This is a genomic window from Micromonospora sp. NBRC 110038, assembly GCF_020884815.1.
GTDB lineage: Bacteria > Actinomycetota > Actinomycetes > Mycobacteriales > Micromonosporaceae > Micromonospora > Micromonospora haikouensis.
On record NZ_BBOL01000003.1, the window covers coordinates 623103 to 641905 of the forward strand.

The window sequence follows — 18803 nt, forward strand, 5'->3', positions numbered from 1 at the left end:
CGGGCGGTGTGGACGACCACGGGGGATGTGCGAGCGGTGTTGCGACGGATCGGGGCGGCCCTGCTGGCCGTCCTCTGCACGGTGTCGGCGGCGGGCTGCGCCGACGAGGGGACGCGGGCGGCAACAAGCCCCGGCCCGTCCCCGGTGGTGACGGGCCCGCCCTGGTACGACGAGGTGGCCCCCGCCGAGGCCGCCCTCACCGTCGGCGTGCCGGGCAGCCCCTGCGAGCTGCCGGTCACGTTCTCGCTGCCGACCGGGTGGACGCCCGAGGCGGTGGCGGAGGAGGCCACGATCACGCTGGGCGGGGCCCGGCTGCGCTGCGAGGTCGACGCCAAGCCCGCCGGCAGCGTGGGCTTCCTGCGGGTGTGGGCGGCCGACGGGTCCACCGGGGACGGCCGCGCCACGCTGGAGGGGTTCCTCGCCGACTACGGCCGGGTCAGCGAGATCGAGTACCGGCGGGTGCGGCGCGGCCCGCTGGACCTGGTCGAGGCGACGTTCCTGCAGCGCAGCGAGTTCAGCGGCCCGAACCGGCAGCGGGCGCTGGTGGCGGACACCCCGGCCGGCGGGCCGGTGCTGCTGACCCTCGGCGGGATGGACACCGACGAGTTCGAGGACATGTTCCCGGCCTACCAGCTCGCGACGCGGACGTTCCAGGTCAACTGACCGCCGGGACCGCCTCCCCGGCCAGCAGGACCGCGCCGAGCAGCGCGGCGTCGTCGGCGAAGCCGGAGAGCACCACCTCCGGCCGGTACGGCAGCACGGCGGCGAGCCGCTCGACGAGCAGGCCACGGATCAGGTCGCTGCCGGCCACCCCGCCGACCAGCACCACCCGCTGCGGGTCGACCAGCAGGCAGCAGGTGACCAGGTGGCGGGCCAGCTCGTCGACGCGGGCGGTCAGCGCGTCCCGGGCCGGGCCGGGCGAGGCGGCGGCGGCGGCCAGCCCGGCGGCGGCCCCGGGCACGCCGAGGTCGGCGGCGAGCCGGTCCAGCGCCCGGCCGGAGAAGTCCAGCTCCAGCATGGTGCCGGGCCAGGGGCCGCCGGCCACGGCGTACCCGATCTCGCCGGCCGCCCCGTGGTGGCCGGGCAGCACGGCACCGCGCACGGTGAGCGCCGCCGCGACGCCGGTGCCGATGCCGACGACCAGGCCGGGGTCGGCGTCGCGGAGCGCGCCGAGCCGCAGCTCGGCCAGGGCGGCGGCGTTGAGGTCGTTGTCGACGGCGACGACGGGCGCGCCGAGCCGGTCGCGCACCGCGTCGGCCAGCCGCAGCCGGTCCCAGCCGGGCACGTTCGGGGCCAGGTCGATGCCGTCGGGCCGGACCACCCCGGGCGAGGCGACGCCCGCCGCCGCGAGCGGCCCGCCGGCCTGCCCCACCAGCTTCGCGGCCAGCTCCAGGGCGCGGTCCAGGGCCTGCGGGGCACCCCGTTCGGCGTACGTGGGCACCCGCTCGCGGGCCAGCAGCCGGCCCGCCGCGTCGGCGACCCCGACGGCCATCTTGGTGCCGCCGAAGTCGATGCCGAGCAGCACGCCGTCGTCGCCGGTCACCTGCGCATCGCCGGTCACCTCCGCGTCGCCGGTCAGCGGGGAAGATGGGGTGGCGGGACCGTCGAGCCGCAGGTTCACGGGCCGGTCCCCTCGGTCGTGGTGGCGCGCGCGCTCACCGGGCGGCCCGTTCGGCGGCGACGGCGTCGAGTGCCGCGTCGGCGGCGGCGAGCCGGGCCCGTACGGCGGCGAGCCGGCCGGCGACGGTGTCGAAGTGGCCGCGCAGCGCCGCCACCTGGTTGCGGACGGCGCACCGGCCGGGGCCGTCGACCTGCGCCCGGTCGAGCACCAGCTCGGGGCGGACGGCGGCGGCGAGCAGGTCGGCGATCGCGTCGTCGTCGAGCCGGTCGGTGACGCCCTGCGCCGCCGCGCGGACGCCCTCGGCGGTCCACGTGTCGGGGGCACCGGCGCGGACCAGCCGGCCGACCACCGAGTGGGCGGCCCGGAACGGCACGCCGTGCCGGGTCAGCGCGTCCGCGGCGGCGGTGGTGGTGGCCCCGGAGGCGACGATCTCCCCGGCCGACGGCGGCTCCAGCGGCTCGATCTCGGCGAGGAAGCCGCCGAGCAGGGCGAAGAACCGGTCGGTGCGGTCGTTGCTCTCCCAGAGCCGCACCTGCACGTCGGTGGTGGCGTTGTTGGAGTCCTCCCACCAGGCCGCGCCGACGTTGTTGAGCACGCTCGCGGCGTCGGCGGCGGTCGCGCCGGCGTACGAGACGAGGTGCTCCAGCACCACCGGGTTGCGCTTCTGCGGCATGATGCTGCTGCCCTGGGTGAAGTCGCCGGGGGTGGTCACCCAGCGCCAGCTCAGCCAGTCCATCAGGGTGCGGGCCAGCCGCGCCCCGGTGGCGAGGGCCTGGGCGTTGAGCGTGCCGACCCGGACCAGGTGGTCCGCGCCGGCCACCGCCTCGTACGAGTTGGTGACCAGGCCGGCGAAGCCGAGCAGCTCCGCCACCCGGGCCGGGTCGATGTCCAGGTCGGTGCCGGCGAACGCGCAGGAGCCCAGCGGCGAGACGTTGAGCGCGTCGATCAGGTCGGCGTAGGCGACGGCCTCGCCCGCGAGGGCCTCGGCGTACCCGGCGAGGGCATGGCCGATGGTGGTGGGCTGGGCGGGCCGGCGGTGGGTGTAGCCGGTGATCACCACGTCGGCGTACCGGTCGGCGGCGGCCAGGGCGGTGGCCCCGGTGGCGAGCACCCGGTCGAGGACGCCGACGAGCTGGTCGCGCAGCAGCATCCGGAACACCCCGGCGTCGAGGTCGTTGCGGCTGCGGGCCATCTGCACGTCCAGCTCGGACGCCGGCACGCCGCACGCGGCGGCCAGCCGCTTCTCCAGCAGGTAGTACGTGTCCTCGAAGGTGCCGTCGAACGGCGGCGCGGGGTCGGTGTCGGCGCGCAGCTCCGCCAGCCCGCGCAGCAGCCGGGCGCCCCGCTCGGCGGGGATCAGCCCCTGCTCGGTCAGCATCACCACGTGCGCCTGGCTGGCCCGCACCATCGCCGGGAAGAGCCGCCCGACGTGGTGGTCGTACGTGGGCCGCAGGTGGTGCCGCTGGTAGGTGGTCAGCGCGGGTGTGCTCATCAGGGTCTCTGCTTCCTTCCGGGGCCGGGCGGGACGTGGGTCGGGCGCGACGCCGCTCGTCGCGCCCGGGACGTCAGCCGGTCGTGGTGTCCAGGCCGAGCAGGCGCTCGGCGTTGCCGGCGAAGATCGCACGCAGGTGGTCGTCGGGCAGGCCCAGCTCGTGGCAGACGCGGAGCTGGTCGTCGAGGTAGCGGGTGACGTAGCCGCGCGGGAACCACGACGAGTCGCTGCCGTAGACGATGCGGTGCGGGCCGATGGTCTCGTAGCAGCGCCGGAACAGGTCCTCCAGCGTCAGCTTGTAGGGCATCCAGCGCACCCACTGGTTGGAGCCGGACGTGTCGACGTGGATGTTCGGGCAGCCCCAGGCGGCGAAGAGCAGGTCCTGCACGTGCTGGACGCCGAAGTGCGGCACCACGACGGCCAGCTCGGGGAAGCGCCGAGCCATCCGGGCCAGCTCGTCGGGGCCGCCGTGCCGGCCGAAGCTCAGCCCGCCCGCGCTGCCGTAGTGCCCGATGTGGATCAGCACGGGCACGCCGAGGCGCTGGGCGGTGGCCCACAGCGGGTCGAGGTCGGCGTGGTCGAGGGGGCCGCGCAGCAGCGGGGCGAACAGCTTCAGCCCGCGCAGGCCGCGTTCGGTGACGGCGCGTTCCAGCTCGGCGGCGGCCCCCGGAGAGTACGGGTCGTGGTGGGCGAGGCCGAGCAGCAGGTCGGGGTGGCGGTCGACGACGTCGGCGACGGTGTCGTTGCCGCCGCCGGTCACGAACACGGCCCGCCGCACGTTGACCCGGCGCAGCTCCTCGGCCCACCGGTCCGCCTCGTCCTCCCAGCGCTGCGCCGGGGGCTCCGGGTCGGCGAAGGCCCACGCCCGCCGCCACTTCGCCGCGTACGGGGCGGAGCCGGCGGCGCGGACGGCCCGCTCGTGCTCCCCGCCGGGGTGCATTCCGGCGGCGTGCTCGCACGCCTGGATCGTCGGGTCGGCGGCGATGCGGAAGTGCAGGTGGAAGTCGACGATGTCGAGTCCCCGGTCGACGGTCACGATCCCTCCCCGGCCGGCAGCGGGTCGACGCCGGGCGGCGGGTCCGGCAGCGGGTCGGCGGTGGGCGGGGCGGGCGGGGCGGCGGCCACCCAGGCGGCGACGACCTCGCGCAGCCGCGCCCCGGCCAACTCGCGCACCCGCCGGCCGGCGGGCTCGTCGGCCAGCGACACGTGCCCGGACCAGCCCTGCCACGGGTCGGGCCGGGACTCCACCAGCACGTACGGGTGGGTCACCGGCAGCTTCGGCTTCGGCGGGAGGTCGTCGACCGCGCCGAGCCGGACCGCGCCGGGGTCGAACCCGAGCACCCCGGACGTCTCGTACGCGCCGCCGTGGCCGCGGGAGACCTGCGGCCCGTACAGCTCGGTGGTCTCGGCGGGGGTGACGAGCTGGAACCAGTTGACCAGCAGCAGGCTCGCCGTGCGCCGCCCGGACACCCACTCCATGGCGGCCCGGACGGTGGACATGTTGGCGTCGTGCCCGTTGACGATCAGCAGCCGGGGGAAGCCGGCCGCCACGATGCCCTCGATGACGTCGGCGAGGTAGCCGACGGCGATCTCCGGCCGGATCGCCACGGTGCCGGGCCACGGCCGGGTCTGGCCGGGGCAGGCGGCGTACGCCACGGCGGGGAAGAGCACCCCGCGCGGGCCCGTCGCCGGGGGCGCGGCCTCGTCCGGGGTCCCGCCGCCGGACGAGGCCGCGCCGTCTGCGGAGGCCTGCGCGCTCTCGGTGGCGAAGCCCTCGGCGAGGATCAGGTCGGTGCCCAGCGGCAGGTGCGGGCCGTGCCACTCGACCGCGCCGACCGGCAGCACCGCGAAGTCGGCCGCGGCGGCGACCGCCGCCAGCTCCCCGCCGGGGACCCGGGCGACCGGGACCAGCCCGCCGTGGGCGAGCCAGGCGGCCACGTGGTCGCCGGCCGGTGTCGTCACGCCGTCCATCGCGCCGCCTCCCGGGTCGAGCGTCGGCCGCCCTCCAGGCGGCCGGAGACCACCATCACCACGAAGATCAAAACCACCTGGAGCATGCCGTACGCGGCGGCGGTGCCGACCTCGAACGAGTACATCCGGTTGTTGATCTCCACGGAGATGGGCGCGGTCTCCGAGGTGTAGATGAGCACCGAGGCGACGAACTCGCCGACCCCGTGCACGAAGGCGAGCAGCGCGCCGGCCAGCACGCCCGGCAGCATCAGCCGCAGGGTGACCGTGCCGAACGCCCGCCACCAGGACGCCCCGAGGTTGCGGGCGGCCTCCTCCAGCGCCGGGTCGAGCTGCGCCAGGGCGGCCGAGCTGGAGCGGAACACCAGCGGCAGGAACCGCACGAAGTACGCCAGCGGCATGATCCAGAAGGTGCCGATGAGCACCTGCCCGAAGCTGAACGCGTTGCCGGTGCTGAACGCCGAGATGAGGTTGATCGCCACCACCGTGCCGGGCAGCGCCCAGGCCAGCATGACCGCCACGTCCAGCAGGCCCCGGCCGCGGAAGTCCAGCCGGCGCACCGCGTACGCGATGAGCACGCCGACCACGACGCAGGCCACGGTGGCGATGAGGCTCATCTTGAGCGAGTTGAGGATCGGCTGGAACGCCCTCGGCTCCGCGAAGATCGTGACGAAGTTCTGCGTCGTGTACTGCGCCGGGATCACCTCGGTGGTCCACGAGCCGTCCCGGGAGAACGCCACCAGGGCGATCGTCGCCACCGGCGCGAGCAGCACGGCCGTGGCCAGCAGGGACGCGGCCAGGGCGAGCCACCGGCCGAGCGGGTTGGTGATCTCCCGCCGGTGGGCGGCGACGCCCTTGGACTGGGAGCGGTAGCTGCGCCGCCCCTCGTACCAGCGCATGCCGAGCAGGAACAGCACCGAGACGACGCCGAGCACGGAGGCGTACGTCGACGCCATCGGCAGGTCGCCGTTGGTGCGGTTGATGTAGATCTGCATGGTCATCGTCTGGTCCACCCCGAACAACAGCGGGGCGGTGTACGACGCCAGCGACGTCATGAACACCAGCAGCGACGCCGACACCAGCGCCGGGGTGAGCATCGGCAGCAGCACCGTGCGCCACACCCGCACCCGGGACGCCCCCAGGTTGTACGCGGCCTCCTCCACCGACGGGTCCATCCCGCCGAGGGCGGCGGAGGCGGACAGGTAGAAGTACGGGTACATGGTGAACGTGTGCACCACCAGCACCCCGGCGATGCCGCTGAACGGCAGCACCGGGTTCTCCGCGCCGAAGAGCTGCTGCAGGCCGCGCGGCAGGATGCCGGTCTCGCTGTAGAGGAGCTGGAACGAGATCGCCCCGATCAGCGGCGGCAGGGCCGCCGGCACCAGGATGATCGCCTCGATCAGCTTGCGGCCGGGGAACGAGAAGCGCTTGAGCAGGAACGCCATCGCCACGCCGACGATCCCGCAGAGCAGCACGCTGGCCGCCGAGATGATCAGAGAGGTGACCAGCGACGACCGGGCCACCCCGCCGCCGGTGAGGAAGCTGCCGTAGTTCTCCACCCCGTCCACGCCGACGCTCTCGGCGAAGGTGGCGAACATGGGCTGCACGACGTACCCGAAGAGGACCAGCGCGAGCGGGAAGACCAGCACGTACGGGAACCAGCGGGAACCGGTGCCCCCGGCGAACCGGGCGGCCAGCCGGCGGCGCGGGCCCGGCGGCGGCGTCGGCTCCTTCGTGACCGGGGCGACGGTGGCCGGGCTCGGGGTGGCGGGGATGGTGGTCACGGACGCACCACCCACATCCGGTCCCGGTTGAGCCGCAGCCCCACCTGGTCGCCGACGGCGATGCCGGCCGGCACGTCGACGGCGGCCACCTGCATGCGCTCCCCGGCGGTGTCGACGACCAGGTTGGTGGCCATCCCGGTGAACTCCAGCTCGGCGACGCGGCCGGGCAGCGCGCCCGCCTCGGTGGTGGAGGTGAGGCCGATGTGCTCGGGGCGCACCGACACCTGGGCGGTCTCGCCCTGGCGCAGGCCGTGGTCGGCCGGGGCCGGCACGTCGATCTCGCCGCCGCCGGGCAGCCCCACCGTCACGGTCCGTTCCGTGGCGCCCTGTACGGGCAGGGTGAGCACGTTGCTACGCCCGATGAACCGGGCCACGAAGCTCGTCGCCGGGCGGTGGTAGATCTCCTGCGGCGCGCCGATCTGCTGCACCCGGCCCGCCTGCATGACCGCGATCCGGTCCGACATGGCCATCGCCTCGGCCTGGTCGTGGGTGACGTAGATGCCGGTGGTGCCGGCCTCCTGCTGGATGCGGCGGATCTCCGTGCGGGTCTCCTCGCGCAGCTTCGCGTCGAGGTTGGACAGCGGCTCGTCGAGCAGCAGCGTCTTCGGCCGGATCACCAGGGCGCGGGCCAGGGCCACCCGCTGCTGCTGGCCGCCGGAGAGCTCGTCGATGCGCCGGTCGCCGTACCCGGCGAGGTGCACCTGGCCGAGGGCCTCCTCGACGCGCCGCTTCGACTCGACGCGGCCGACCTTGCGGATCTTCAGCCCGTACGCCACGTTCTGCGCGACGGACAGGTGCGGGAAGAGCGCGTAGTTCTGGAACACCATGCCGGTGTCGCGCTTGTTCGGCGGACGCCGGGTGACGTCCTCCGTGCCGAACCGGATCCGGCCGGAGGTGGGGAAGTAGAACCCGGCCACCATGCGCAGGGTGGTGGTCTTGCCGCAGCCGCTCGGGCCGAGCAGGGTGAAGAACTCCCCGGCGGCGATGGTGATGTCGACGTCGGCCACGGCGGCGGTGTCGCCGCCGCGCGCGAAGCGCTTGCTCACCGACTCCAGCGTGACATCGATCATGGCGTCCTCTCCTGTTTGGCTGATGGAATCCGGGGCGGGCGCGCCGCGCCCGCCCCGGGTGCCGCCGTGGTCAGCCCTTGTTCTTGATCTGGCTGTTCCAGTGGTTGATCCACTCGGTCTCGTTCTTGCCGATCACGTCCCAGTTGACGTCCAGCGGCTTGAGGTTGAGCTCGGCCAGCCACTGCGGCTTCTCGGCGATCTCCACGGCCGGGATCTGGTAGTAGTCCTTGGCCAGGTCGGCGCGGAGCGCGTCGTCGAAGAGGAACTCCATGAACTTCTGCGCGCCGGTGGTGTTGCCGCCCTTGACCGCGGCGATGCCGTCGACGAGCACCGGGGCGCCGGAGGCCGGCATCACGTAGCCGAACGGCATGTTCGACTGGTTGGCCTGGAGCAGGATGTCCTGGAGGTTCCAGGCGCTGAGCACGCCCTGCTGGCGGGAGAGCTTGAGGTAGAGGTCGGCGGGGTTGGCCGCGTACGAGCCGGTGTTGGCGTCCAGCTTCTTCAGCCAGTCGTAGCCGGGCTGCGGGTTGCTGCCGTCCGGGGACTGCCGCATGATCATCGCCGCGTAGATCGACCGCATGGTGCCGGACGCGGCGACGTCGCGGATGACGATCTTGTCCTTCCACTCCGGCTTCAGCAGGTCGTCCCAGTCCTTCGGGGCCTGCTCCGGGGTGAGCGCCTTGTTGTTGTACATGATGACCTCGGGCAGCAGGATCTCCCCGAACCAGCGGCCCTCGGCGTCCTTGTACTTCGCGTCCATCTTGGCGGCGAACGCCGGCTGCCAGCCGGTCAGCAGGTCCTCGGACGCGCCCGCGGAGAGCCCCTGCTGGGTGCCGCCCCACCAGACGTCGGCCTGCGGGTTGGCCTTCTCGGCCCGGACCCGCTCCAGGATCTCCTGCGCGCCCAGGTTGAGGATCTCCACCTTGCCCTTGTACTCGGGGTACTTGGCGGTGAACTGGTCCACCACGAACGTGGAGACCTTCTTGTCGCGGGCCGTGTAGATGGTGAGCTTCTCGGCGCCCGCGTCGCCGGACGCGTCGTCGCCACCGCCGCCGCAGGCGGTGCCTGCGGCGAGGACTGTGGCCAGCGCACCGGCGAGGAGAAGGCGACGTCTCATGGGGACCTCCGAGGGGTTCGGGTTGGGCGGAGCTAGGGGGTGGGAAGCAGGGTGGGCAGCCCGGTGGCCGCCGCGGAGAGGGCGTAGCTGACCGCGCCGTGCAGCACGGCCCGGTCGCCGAGCACGGCCCGGCGTACCTCGGTGGTGCTCGGCGCGGCGGCGGCGACCAGGGCCTGGAGCCGGTCGACGGCCGGGTCGTCGAGCTGGGCGGCGGCGCCGCTGAGCAGCACCCGACCGGGGTCGATGACGCAGACGCAGGACACGATCAGCCGGGACCACGCGGTCAGCACCTCGTCGAGGTACGCGGCGGCGCGCTCGTCGGCGCGCGCCAGCTCGACCAGGGCGGCCACCGGGGCGTCGGGCCGCCGGCCGGGGGCCAGGGCCACCACCCGCTCGGCGACGGCGTTCTCCGACCAGCGGGCCTCGAACGGGCCGACCCCGTCGTGGCCCCGGTCGGCCGGGTCCAGCGGCAGGAAGCCGACCTCGCCGGCCGCCCCGCCCGCGCCCCGGCGGACCTGGCCGTCGAGCACCAGCCCCGCACCGATGCCGTCGGCGACGTGCAGCAGCAGCAGGTCGGCGACGTCGCTGCCGGCGCCGGCCGCGTGCTCGCCGGCCGCCATGAGGTTGACGTCGTTGTCCACCACCACCGGCACGCCGAGGTGCCGCTGCACCGCCTCCCCTATCGGCCGACCCTCCACGAGGCCGACCGAGGGGGCGAGCCGGACGGCCCCGCCGGAGGAGACGCCGGGCGCGGCGATGGCGACCCCGCGCAGCGCCGGCAGGCCGTCGCCGGCCAGCTCGGGCACCGAGCGGCAGATGGTGTCGATGATGTCGCCGGCGAGGCGGACGGTGCGGTGGGCGACGACCGTGCCGTCGCTGTCGGCGATCTCGCAGCTGAGTCGGGACGGCTCCAGGGAGACGGCGGCGACCAGCTCGGCGCGCGGGTTGAACTCCAGCATCGCCCGGGGGCGGCCGGCGCGGGACGCCCCGGGCCCCCGCTCGATGAGGTAGCCCTCGGCGATCAGCTCGCGCACGAGTGGGGTGAGCGTGGCGGGGCTCAGGCCGGTGAGCTCGGTCAGCTCGGCGCGGGAGAGCACCCGCACCTGGCGGGCGGTGGAGATCACGGACAACCGCTTGATCTCCTTCGACCGCTCCCGGCTCACCGGGCTCGTTGGTGGCGTCACCACGTCAGTCACACTTCCTTCCTACGGCGAACGAACTATCGAGTCAAGTAACGAAAGCGTCTCGGCCCACCCGAGGAACCCTCACGAACAGGGAAAACGCCCCGCTTCGGCCCCGATGTCGGATCGGGGGCGCGCGACCGGGCCGGCACCCTGGAGAGGTGGACCGGCCTGAATTTATTTCTTTTGCAAAGAAAGAAAGACCTTGCAAAGCATTGACGGGCCGCCGCGCCGGTCCCTAGCGTCACCGGGCGAAGGCCTTCCAGTGTGTACGGACACCCACGCCGCCGCTGTACCCGGTGACGGAGTCCGCGCCGCTGCCGTACCGCCGGTGACGGCACCCCCGCCGTCGCCGTACCGCGGCGTTTCCCGCCGCTGCCCAGCCGGTGGCCCGGCACCGCCGCGGCCACCGGCTCCGCCCCACCGTCCCGCCGCCCGATCAGCGACCCCGCGTCGACGCCGCGCGTCCGACGGCGATGGCCGCTGCCCGGACCCGGGAGAGTTCCGGAAGGATCCGCATGCGCATCAAGGCGTTCCTGCTACCCACGGCGCTAGCCCTGGCCCTGTCCGGGGTGCCCGCCGCCGCCCTCGCCTCCCCCGCCGACGCAGCCGCCGACCGCCACGGCGGCCGGGCGGGCGACACCGTCGACCTCGACGTCCTCTTCGTCAGCGCCCACCCCGACGACGAGGCCGGCAGCCTCGCCACCCTCGGGCAGTGGAAGGAGAAGTACGGCGCCAAGGCCGGCGTCGTCACCATCACCCGCGGCGAGGGCGGCGGCAACGCCGTCGGCCTCGAAGAGGGCCCGCCGCTCGGCATCATCCGCGAACGCGAGGAGCGCACCGCGATCGGCCGGGCCGGCGTGGAGAACCTCTACAACCTCGACCGGGTCGACTTCTGGTACACGGCGTCCGCGCCGCTGTCCGAGCGGATCTGGGGACACGACGACACGCTCGGCCAGATCGTCCGGGTGATCCGGCAGACCCGGCCCGAGATCGTCATGACCATGAACCCCTCGCCGACCCCGGGCAACCACGGCAACCACCAGCAGGCCGCCCGGTTCGCCGCCGAGGCGTTCCACGCCGCCGCCGACCCGAAGGCGTTCCCCGAGCAGCTCCGCAAGGAGGGCCTCAAGCCGTTCCGGGCCGCGAAGTTCCTGCGTACGGGCGGCACCGGCACGTCGGCCGCCGGGCCCGAGTGCGCGTCCAGCTTCGTGCCGACCGTCCCCACCGACCAGGTCTTCGGGGTCTGGGAGGGCACGCCGAGCGCCAGCGGCAAGACCTGGGCCGAGATCGAGGTCGACGCCCGCCGGGAGTACGTCACCCAGGGCTGGGCCGGCACCGCCGCCGCCCCCACCGACCCGACGAAGATGCGCTGCGACTTCTACACCCTGGTCGACAGCCGCGTCCCGTACGACCCGGCGGACGCCTCCCCCGAGGCGATCCTGCGCGGCTCCGTGCTGCCGAACGCGGCCGGCGGGCTGCCCCGGGGCACCGAGCTGTACCTCACCACCGACCGGTTCGACCTCGCCCCCGGCGAGACCGTCAAGGTCACCGCGCACGTGCGAGCGCCCCGGGACCGGGCACTGGCCGCGCCGCGGATCGACCTGCGGCTGCCGCAGGGCTGGACCGCCAAGGGCTCCGGCGCGCTGCGGGGCAGCGTGCCGGCGGGCAAGGAGCGGACCGCGACGTTCACCGTCGCCGTCCCCGCCGGCGCCGACACCAACCAGCAGCAGCTCGTCGGCGCGACCCTGACCACCCGGCAGGGCGTCGGGCGCGCCGACCGGGCCGTGCGGGTCGTCGCCGACGTGCGCGGCACCCTGGAGCCGCTGCCCGAGGTGGGGCTGTTCCGCGAGTGGGCCGGCGAGGGCGGATACCCGCAGCTCGACACGCTGATCAAGCCGGTGCTCACCATCGGCTCCGGCCAGAGCCGGTCGGTCCGCGTCGACCTGCGCAACCACGGCGAGGCCACCCGCAGCGGCACCGTCACCCTCGGCCTGCCCGCCGGCTTCACCGCCGACGCGGCCACGAAGAGCTACACCGGCCTGGCCCCCGGCGCGACCGGGGCGGTCACCTTCACCGTCACCAACACCGACGCCACCCTGCCCACCGCCAACGCGGGCGGCACCGACGGCGACTACGGCATCACCATCACCACCACCAGCGCCGCCGGCAGCACCGTGGAGACCGGCGCGCTGGAGATCGTGCCGACCACCGAGGTCCCGCAGGCCGGCCACGACCACGCCGTCGACGGGGTGGCGTCGGCCGGCGAGTACCCCGGCGAGGAGCTGGACTTCTCCCGCATCTGGGAGGGTCAGGCCACCACGCCGCAGGACGCCTCGGCGAAGGGCCGCATCGCCTGGACCGCCGACGCCCTGAAGGTGTTCGTCCAGGTCACCGACGACGTGCTCGGCCGCAAGGTCGTGCCGCAGGACTGCAAGCGGCAGCGGCGCACCGACAGCGTCGAGATCATCGTCGACCCGAAGGGGAACTCGACCGACACCTCCACGGTGTTCAAGGCCGGCATCTTCCCCGTCACCGACGACCCGGCCAACGGTGACCCGCCGTGCTGGCAGCGCGACGCCGACAACCGGCAGGGCCCGGGGGCGACGACCGCGCCGGGCATGACCGTGGTCAGCAAGGTGACCAGCCCGTACGCCGGCTACACCATCGAGGCCAGCATCCCGTTCGCGGTGCTGCCCGACGCGGTGGACCCGAACCGGATGGGCTTCAACGTCCTCGTCTACGACTCGGACACCCAGGACCTCAGCTCGCAGTCCCGGCTGGGCTGGTCCACGTTCACCGGCGTGCGGGCCGACCCGTACCGCTACGGCCTGGCGACCCTGCCCGGCTACACCCCGGCGGCGCGGCAGCCCAGCGCCCCGGTCTTCCCGGACACCGCCGCGCGCAGCGTGCACAGCCCGCAGACCATCGCCCAGTCGGCGGTCGACGGGGTGGCTCCGGCCGCCGTGGCGCGGCTGCCCGAGAAGGCGCTGCGGCTGACCGACCAGCGCCGGGTCCCCGGCGGGGTGAAGGTCACCCTGCGCGCCGACCGGTCCGGCACGGCCTACCTGTACGCCTGGGACGGCTCCGCCGCCCTCGGTGACCGGACCGTCGAGCTGAAGGCGAACCGGTCGGTGACGGTCGTCGTGCCGGTCACCTCGGGCCGGCCGACCGCCCTGCTGGCCGCGTACGAGTCGCACGGCGCGGCCGTGGCCCGCAGCCTCCCGCTGCGCTGACCCTCCCGAAAGGAGGGGCCCCTTGTCAACGCATTCTGTTGTACAAGGGGCCCCTCCTGACACCGGGGCCCACCGGGGCGCGCTCAGCGGAGGCGGTAGACGGCCATCCGGGCGTTCGTGTAGCGCAGGTCGGCGAGCGTGGCCAGGGCCGGGGACTCCGGCGCGACCCGCCGGTCCACCACCAGCCAGCGCACGCCGTACGTGTCGCGCAGGTCGGCCAGCCCTGCGGCGGTGGGGGCGGTGAACGCGGCGTCGTTGGCGCGCAGCCGTTCGGCGTCCCAGAACGGGGCGTACGGGCCGCCGGGCAGGCCCACCATCCGGGGCGCGAACGCCCACCCCTCCACCAGCACCGAGCGCTCCGTGTAGGCGCTGACCCAGAACGACCGGGCGTCGCACCAGCCGTTGACCACCGCCCGGCAGTGCGCGTTGGTGGCCACCACGTCGCCGGGTGCGCTGTGCTCCTGCACGTAACGGGCCGCCGCCACCCGGGACGCCGGCATCCGCTCCACCGGGTACGCCCCGCCGTTGGGGAACCGGTGCGCGGCGGCGGCGTCCAGCACCAGCCCCGGCGCGCCCGCGACCAGGGCGGCCGTGAGCAGCACCGCCCCGCCCCGGCCGGCGAGGCCCGGCCAGCGCCCGACCAGCGCCGGCCAGCACAGCCCGACCAGCAGCGCCACCGCCGCCAGCGCCGCCGCCCAGGTCAGCAGCGGCAGCACCGGCGCGTACGCCGGGGTCGACGGCGACGCCGCCGGACGCCACAGCTGGACGGCGGTGAGCAGCACGGCGAGCCCGGCCGCGCCCGCGCCGAGCAGCGCCCGGCCCCGCGCGCCCAGCGCGGCGGAGTCGACCAGCTCGGCCCAGCCCCACGCCGACAGGATCACCCCGAACGCGAAGCCGGCCCGGGTGAAGTACTGGTTGCTGCTGCCCGGATGCCCCACCAGCAGGTAGATCGCCGGGCCGGCGAGCGCCCCGCCGAGCAGGAACACCTGCACCGGCTCCAGCCGCCACCGGCGCAGCCGCAGCAGCGCCACCACCCCGGCCAGCCGGAGCTGGAGGTTGAGCAGGAACGCGACGAACACCGCCACCCACAGCAACGCGGTCGTCCCCGCCGGCCGGCCCGTCCCGACGTACGGTCGCAGCCCCGAGAACGGGTCGACGGTCACCCCGTGGCTCTCGAACGCGAACAGCACGGCGGTGGCGAACAGCTGCGCGGCCAGCGCCAGCCCGGCCGCCGCCAGCACGGCCCGGGGCAGGGTCCGCCGGAACACCAGCGACACCGCCGCGGTGAACGCCAGCGCGGCCAGCACCACCGGCACCGAGCTGGCCTTCGCCCCGGTCGAGGCGGCCAGGAACAGCGCCGAGAGCACCCACGCGCCGCGCCCCAGCGCCGGCACCGTCGAGCCCCGGGCCCGCCCGACCAGCTCGCCCAGCGCCGCCACCAGTGGCAGGAGCAACACCCAGCTGTACGTCATCGACGGGCTGCCCCACACGATGAACGTGGCCTGGGTGCCGAAGAGCTGGCGGATCCCGTTCTCGTAGCCGAACTCGCCGACGGTGAACATCAGCGCGGCGGCGGCCACCCCCGCGTACGGCCGGCCGGTGACCCGCCAGCCGACCACCGCCGCCAGCACGGCCGCCAGCGCGCAGAGCGTCGGCACGCCCAGCCGGAAGAACACCGTCGGCAGGTCCACGCCGCTGACCAGGCTGGCCGCCGCGAAGTGGGCGAAGCCGAACCAGTGGTAGTGCAGGGGCTCCCCGGCGACCTGCGGCACGTCCAGCGGCACCTGGTGGGTGGCCGCCCCGGCCAGGGAGAGCTGGAACGCGAGGTCGATGTATTGCGCCTGCCCCTCGTCGGTGGGCAGCACCGGGTTGACCCGCAGGAACGACTCGTAGAGATAGAGGGTGAAGCCGGCGACGACCCCCGCGAGGGCCCAGGCCCAGCCCGTCGGCACCGGGGCGTGCCCGGTGGTCCGCCAGTGCCGGCGCAGCCGGGGCACGACGGCGAACGGCACGAGCACCGCCAGGGGCCACAGCCACAGCAGGTGGGGCAGGCCGGCGGCGGTGAACGCCGCCCACCCGGCCAGCTCCAACACCAGGCCGACGGCCGCGCCGAACGCCACGTCCTCGACGAGGGTGTGCGGGCGGCGGCGCAGCGCGCGGAACACCAGCGTGCCGGGCAGCAGCACGGCCAGCAGCGCGTACCCGGTCCAGCGGGCCACGTCGGGCGCGGGGGTGCCGGTGGCCAGCAGCGCGGCGACGACGACGGCGTAGCCGGCGACGGCCGGGGCGTACCGCAGGGCGGCGGGACGCCGGGCGGGCCCGCTGCCGGCCGCGCCGCCGGCCGCGCGGTCGACGGTCGCGTCGCGGCGGGGGCCGGCCGGGTCGCCGCCGCCGGTGGCGAGCGCGGTCACCGGAGGCTGTCGGCCAGCTCGGCGGGGCCGTCGGCCGCCGGCCCGTCGGCGTCGGCCGCGCCCGGCCCGGCGGTGTCGCTCGCCACGAAGTACGCCGGGCGGCCCTGCACGGCCGTGTAGATCCGGGCCACGTACTCGCCGAGCAGGCCGAGGCAGAGCAGCTGCACCGCGCCGAGGAAGAGGACCGCCACGTACAGCGAGGGCCAGCCGGTGACCGTGGAGCCGGCCAGCCAGGCGGCGACGGCGACCACCACCAGCACCCCGCACACGGCCACCCCGACCAGACCCAGCCAGGTGGCCACGCGCAGCGGCGCGGCGGAGAAGCTGGTGACGCTCTCGGCGGCCAGCCCGGCCATCCGGGACAGCGGGTACTTGGTGCGGCCGGCGGCCCGTTCCTCGCGCTGGTAGGTGACCTCCCCGCTGGGGAAGCCGAGCCAGGGCACCACCAGCCGCAGCACGGGGCTGCGCTCGGGCAGCTCGCGCAGGGCCTCCACGGCCGCCCGGCTGAGCAGTCGGAAGTCGCCGGCCTGCGCGGGCACCTGCTTGCCGACCAGGCGACGCATCAGCCGGTAGTAGCCGGCGGCCGTCCACCGCTTGAAGCGGGTGTCGCGGCTGCGGTCGGCGCGCACCCCGTACACGATGTCGAGGCCGTCGGCGCGGGCCCGGCGCAGCATCTCGGCGACGGTCTCGGGCGGGTCCTGGAGGTCGGCGTCGAGGCTGACCACCCACCGGCCCCGGGCCCGCAGCACCCCGGCGACCAGGGCCGCCTGGTGGCCGCTGTTGCGGCGCAGCCGCAGCACCCGCAGCTGCGGCCAGCGGGCGCGCAGCCCGGCCAGGCCGGCGGGGGTGCCGTCGGTGCTGCCGTCGTCGACCACCAGCACCTCGTACGGCTCGCCGAGGGCGTCGAGGACGGCCCGCAGCCGCGGGGCGAACAGCGGCAGCACGCTCTCCTCGTTGAACATCGGCACCACGACCGACAGCGCCGGCTCCGGTGGCGTCACAGGGCTCGCCTCCGTCTCGTCTGCGGCGCTCGGACAGCCGCACGCTACCAGCCGGGCCCGGCCCGCAAGGCCCGCGCGCGCCGACCTGCGACCGCCGGCCCGGGTCAGTTTCCGCAGGTCGTCGCGGGCAGCCCCGACACCGGCACCGGGGAGCGGCCGGTCGGGCGGGCCCGGCCCGCGAGCACGTTCGCCAGCGCGGTCATCGACGCGGCGCTGGAGGAGTACGTCGCCAGCAGCGTCGGCGACTTCGCCTTCGCCAGCACGTACGGGGTGTCCATCGCGACGGTCACCGCCGCGTCGGCGGCGAGGTCGCCGCTTCCGTCGCCGTACCCGACGAGGTGCACCCGGGTGCCGCCGCTCGGCACCACCTTCACCCCGGCGGCGGTGAGCGCCTGCGTCAGCAGGTCGCGGGTCTTCTCCCGGCCGCCGGAGGAGGTGACCGTGACGGGGGCGGCGACCCCCTTCGTGCAGGAGCCGCGCAGCACGGTGACCGCGCCGGCGGCGAGCGCCTCGGCGGCCCTGCGATGCTCCGGGTCGTTCAGCGTGGACATCGCCGGGGCGGGCGTGCCGGCCAGGGTGAACTTCATGGTCAGCACCCGGGTCACCGCCTCGACCAGCCGGGCCCGGGGCAGCGAGCCGTCGCGCAGGGCGGCGAGCAGCCCGTCGTACGCCTGGGTGACGTTGGGCGGCATCAGGATCAGGTCGTTGCCGGCCTTGAGCGCCCGCACCGCCGCCTCCCCCGGCGACCAGCGCTTGGCGGGGGCCATGTTCATGCCGTCGGTGATCACCACGCCCTTGAAGCCGAGCTGGCCGCGCAGCACGCCGGTGAGGAGCTTGTGGGAGAACGTCGCCGGGGTGCCCGGGTCGACGGCGGTGACGTCGAGGTGGGCGGACATCACGGCGAGGGCACCGGCGTCGATGCCGGCGGAGAACGGCGGGAACGCCGTGGAGTCGAGGACCTTGCGGCTCTGGCCGACCACCGGCAGCTCCTCGTGGGAGTCGGCGGCGCTGAGGCCGTGGCCCGGGAAGTGCTTGACGCTGGCCGCCACCCCGGCGCCCTGCAACCCGCGCACCGCGCCGGCCACCTGGGCCGAGGCGCGCTTCGGGTCCGCGCCGAACGACCGGGAGCCGATCACCGTGCTGCGGGTGACCAGCACGTCGGCGACGGGGGCGAAGTCGAGGTTGATCCCCATCGCGGCCAGCTCCTGGCCGGCGGCCCGCCAGGCGGCCTCGGTCAGCGCCGGGTCCCCGGCCGCTCCGGCGGCCAGCGGGCTGGGCAGCAGGGTGACCCCGTCGGTGATCCGGGTGACCACCCCGTACTCCTGGTCGGTGCCGATCAGCAGCGGGGCCGCGCCGGCGGGCAGCTTCCCGGCCGCGTCGCGCAGGCCGGTGGTCAGCTCGCGGACCTGCTGCGGGTTGTCGACGTTGGTGGTCTCCTGGTTGCCGGAGGTCGGGTCGTCGGCGCTGAAGCCGACCAGGATGAGCCCGCCCAGCCGGTACTTCGCCACCATCTCGGCCGGGGTGTCCATCCCGGCGAGGGCCCGGTTGCCGGCGGCGGAGCCGGTGGAGACCTTCGTGGCGTTGTCGCCGTACGCGTAGGGCATGAGGACCTGGCCGACCAGGTCCTCGTCGGCGAGGGTGCCGACCAGGGCGGCGGCGCGGGCGGCCGGGTCGGCGGTCGCGGTCGGCGCGCCCGACGGGGTCGGGTCGGCCGCGGCGGGGCTGGCCGACGGGGCGGGGCGGGGCCGGTCCGGCTCCCCCGTGCACCCGGTGAGCAGCACGGCGGTCAGGGCGGCGAGCGCGACGCCGGCACGTCGCGGGGAGTTCGACACGCGGTCCATCCCACCAGTTCACCCCTTATCGGGGCAACTCGGCCCGGTCAAGCCGCCGCGCCGGGACCGGGGGTCGCCGGCCGCGTCCGG

General features: G+C 75.1%; 13 protein-coding genes. 2 read left to right on the plus strand and 11 right to left on the minus strand.

What is annotated here, in order from left to right; translation table 11 throughout:
• Positions 1-36 precede the first annotated feature (36 nt).
• On the plus strand, positions 37-663 hold the full coding sequence (locus LPU61_RS14495) for a lipoprotein (RefSeq protein ID WP_229405163.1): 627 nt from the start codon (positions 37-39) through the stop codon (positions 661-663).
• Here the strand turns inward: LPU61_RS14495 and LPU61_RS14500 are convergent.
• The 8 genes from LPU61_RS14500 to LPU61_RS14535 form a co-directional block, all read right to left on the minus strand.
• On the minus strand, positions 656-1621 hold the full coding sequence (locus LPU61_RS14500; RefSeq protein WP_229405164.1) for an ROK family protein: 966 nt from the start codon (positions 1619-1621) through the stop codon (positions 656-658). The two genes, LPU61_RS14495 and LPU61_RS14500, sit on opposite strands and share 8 nt — an antisense overlap.
• A gap of 34 nt (positions 1622-1655) precedes the next feature.
• Positions 1656-3113, minus strand: coding sequence for an argininosuccinate lyase (locus tag LPU61_RS14505; protein ID WP_229405165.1), 1458 nt, complete (start codon positions 3111-3113; stop codon positions 1656-1658).
• 73 nt (positions 3114-3186) lie between these two features.
• Positions 3187-4149, minus strand: a complete 963-nt coding sequence (locus LPU61_RS14510) for an amidohydrolase family protein (RefSeq protein WP_077938861.1) — start codon at positions 4147-4149, stop codon at positions 3187-3189.
• Entirely contained in the window at positions 4146-5084 is a 939-nt protein-coding gene (locus LPU61_RS14515; RefSeq protein WP_229405166.1) for a creatininase family protein, read from the minus strand. The genes LPU61_RS14510 and LPU61_RS14515 overlap by 4 nt, the downstream gene beginning before the upstream one ends.
• Positions 5072-6865 carry an iron ABC transporter permease gene (locus LPU61_RS14520; RefSeq protein ID WP_229405167.1) on the minus strand — a complete coding sequence of 598 codons (1794 nt, stop codon included), beginning with the start codon at positions 6863-6865 and terminating at the stop codon, positions 5072-5074. The genes LPU61_RS14515 and LPU61_RS14520 overlap by 13 nt, the downstream gene beginning before the upstream one ends.
• The gene (locus LPU61_RS14525) at positions 6862-7935 is read right to left on the minus strand and encodes an ABC transporter ATP-binding protein (protein WP_043966951.1); all 1074 of its coding nucleotides are present in this window, start codon (positions 7933-7935) and stop codon (positions 6862-6864) included. Before LPU61_RS14525 ends, LPU61_RS14520 begins: the two co-directional genes overlap by 4 nt.
• A 70-nt stretch (positions 7936-8005) precedes the next feature.
• Positions 8006-9052, minus strand: a complete 1047-nt coding sequence (locus LPU61_RS14530; RefSeq protein ID WP_043966949.1) for an extracellular solute-binding protein — start codon at positions 9050-9052, stop codon at positions 8006-8008.
• A gap of 32 nt (positions 9053-9084) precedes the next feature.
• Positions 9085-10248 carry an ROK family protein gene (locus LPU61_RS14535; RefSeq protein WP_043966947.1) on the minus strand — a complete coding sequence of 388 codons (1164 nt, stop codon included), beginning with the start codon at positions 10246-10248 and terminating at the stop codon, positions 9085-9087.
• 503 nt (positions 10249-10751) lie between these two features.
• On the opposite strand from LPU61_RS14535, the gene LPU61_RS31600 reads away from it, so the two are divergent.
• Positions 10752-13469, plus strand: a complete 2718-nt coding sequence (locus LPU61_RS31600) for a sugar-binding protein (protein ID WP_305071932.1) — start codon at positions 10752-10754, stop codon at positions 13467-13469.
• Between the two features lie 83 nt (positions 13470-13552).
• On the opposite strand, the gene LPU61_RS14550 is transcribed toward LPU61_RS31600, so the two are convergent.
• The 3 genes from LPU61_RS14550 to LPU61_RS14560 form a co-directional block, all read right to left on the minus strand.
• Entirely contained in the window at positions 13553-15880 is a 2328-nt protein-coding gene (locus LPU61_RS14550; RefSeq protein WP_229405168.1) for a hypothetical protein, read from the minus strand.
• Positions 15877-16881, minus strand: coding sequence for a glycosyltransferase family 2 protein (locus LPU61_RS14555; RefSeq protein ID WP_255700109.1), 1005 nt, complete (start codon positions 16879-16881; stop codon positions 15877-15879). Before LPU61_RS14555 ends, LPU61_RS14550 begins: the two co-directional genes overlap by 4 nt.
• 104 nt (positions 16882-16985) lie before the next feature.
• Positions 16986-18722, minus strand: coding sequence for a glycoside hydrolase family 3 protein (locus tag LPU61_RS14560; RefSeq protein ID WP_229405169.1), 1737 nt, complete (start codon positions 18720-18722; stop codon positions 16986-16988).
• Positions 18723-18803: the final 81 nt, after the last annotated feature.

Coding starts and splice junctions, on each gene's coding strand:
- LPU61_RS14505 (WP_229405165.1), bottom strand. CDS start 3,113: ATGAGCACACCCGCGCTGACCACCTACCAGCGGCACCACCTGCGGCCC.
- LPU61_RS14515 (WP_229405166.1), bottom strand. CDS start 5,084: ATGGACGGCGTGACGACACCGGCCGGCGACCACGTGGCCGCCTGGCTC.
- LPU61_RS14525 (WP_043966951.1), bottom strand. CDS start 7,935: ATGATCGATGTCACGCTGGAGTCGGTGAGCAAGCGCTTCGCGCGCGGC.
- LPU61_RS14530 (WP_043966949.1), bottom strand. CDS start 9,052: ATGAGACGTCGCCTTCTCCTCGCCGGTGCGCTGGCCACAGTCCTCGCC.
- LPU61_RS31600 (WP_305071932.1), top strand. CDS start 10,752: ATGCGCATCAAGGCGTTCCTGCTACCCACGGCGCTAGCCCTGGCCCTG.
- LPU61_RS14560 (WP_229405169.1), bottom strand. CDS start 18,722: ATGGACCGCGTGTCGAACTCCCCGCGACGTGCCGGCGTCGCGCTCGCC.